Here is a 598-nt window from a genome sequence, read left to right as displayed (position 1 = left end):
TTCACAACTCTGGACGGAGTGAAGAGAGAGATGAGTGCAGATGACCTTATGATATGCGATGCCGTAAAACCTATGTGTCTGGCAGGGGTATTCGGAGGTGAAAAATCTGGAGTTACCGGCTCTACCACAGCCGTTTTCCTGGAGAGTGCATATTTCAACCCTGTTTCTATAAGAAAAAGCTCTAAGAGACACTCTCTTAAGACTGACGCATCCTTCAGGTATGAGAGGGGAGCAAATCCCGAGATTATTCCCTATGCAATGATGAGGGCAGCCTCTATGTTGCAGGAGCTTACCGGGGCAAAAATTGTGGGAGAGGTGGTTAAGGCATATCCAAACCCTATTGAGAGAGCTAAGATCTCTTTGAATTTTGAGCGGATGGAAGATCTTATCGGTAAACGAATTGGAGGGGATGAGATTTTGAAGATTCTAGTGTGTTTGGATTACGAAATTGTGAGCAGCAGCAGTGAGGGTGCAGAGATTTCGGTACCGGGATACAGGGTAGATGTTACAAGAGAGTGTGATGTGGTTGAGGATGTGTTAAGAATCTACGGATATAACAACATAGAACTTCCTCAAAGGATGAGTGCGTCGCTTGCGC

At 45.5% G+C, this 598-nt stretch carries 1 pseudogene; it reads left to right on the top strand.

Annotation, left to right across the window (positions count from 1 at the left end):
- A pseudogene (locus tag A2255_03685) lies at positions 1-598 on the top strand (phenylalanine--tRNA ligase subunit beta).

The sequence above is a fragment of the Candidatus Melainabacteria bacterium RIFOXYA2_FULL_32_9 genome, assembly GCA_001784615.1.
Taxonomy (GTDB): domain Bacteria; phylum Cyanobacteriota; class Vampirovibrionia; order Gastranaerophilales; family UBA9579; genus UBA9579.
Note: the sequence above shows the minus strand (reverse complement) of the source record. Positions and strands in the feature narration are given on the sequence as shown.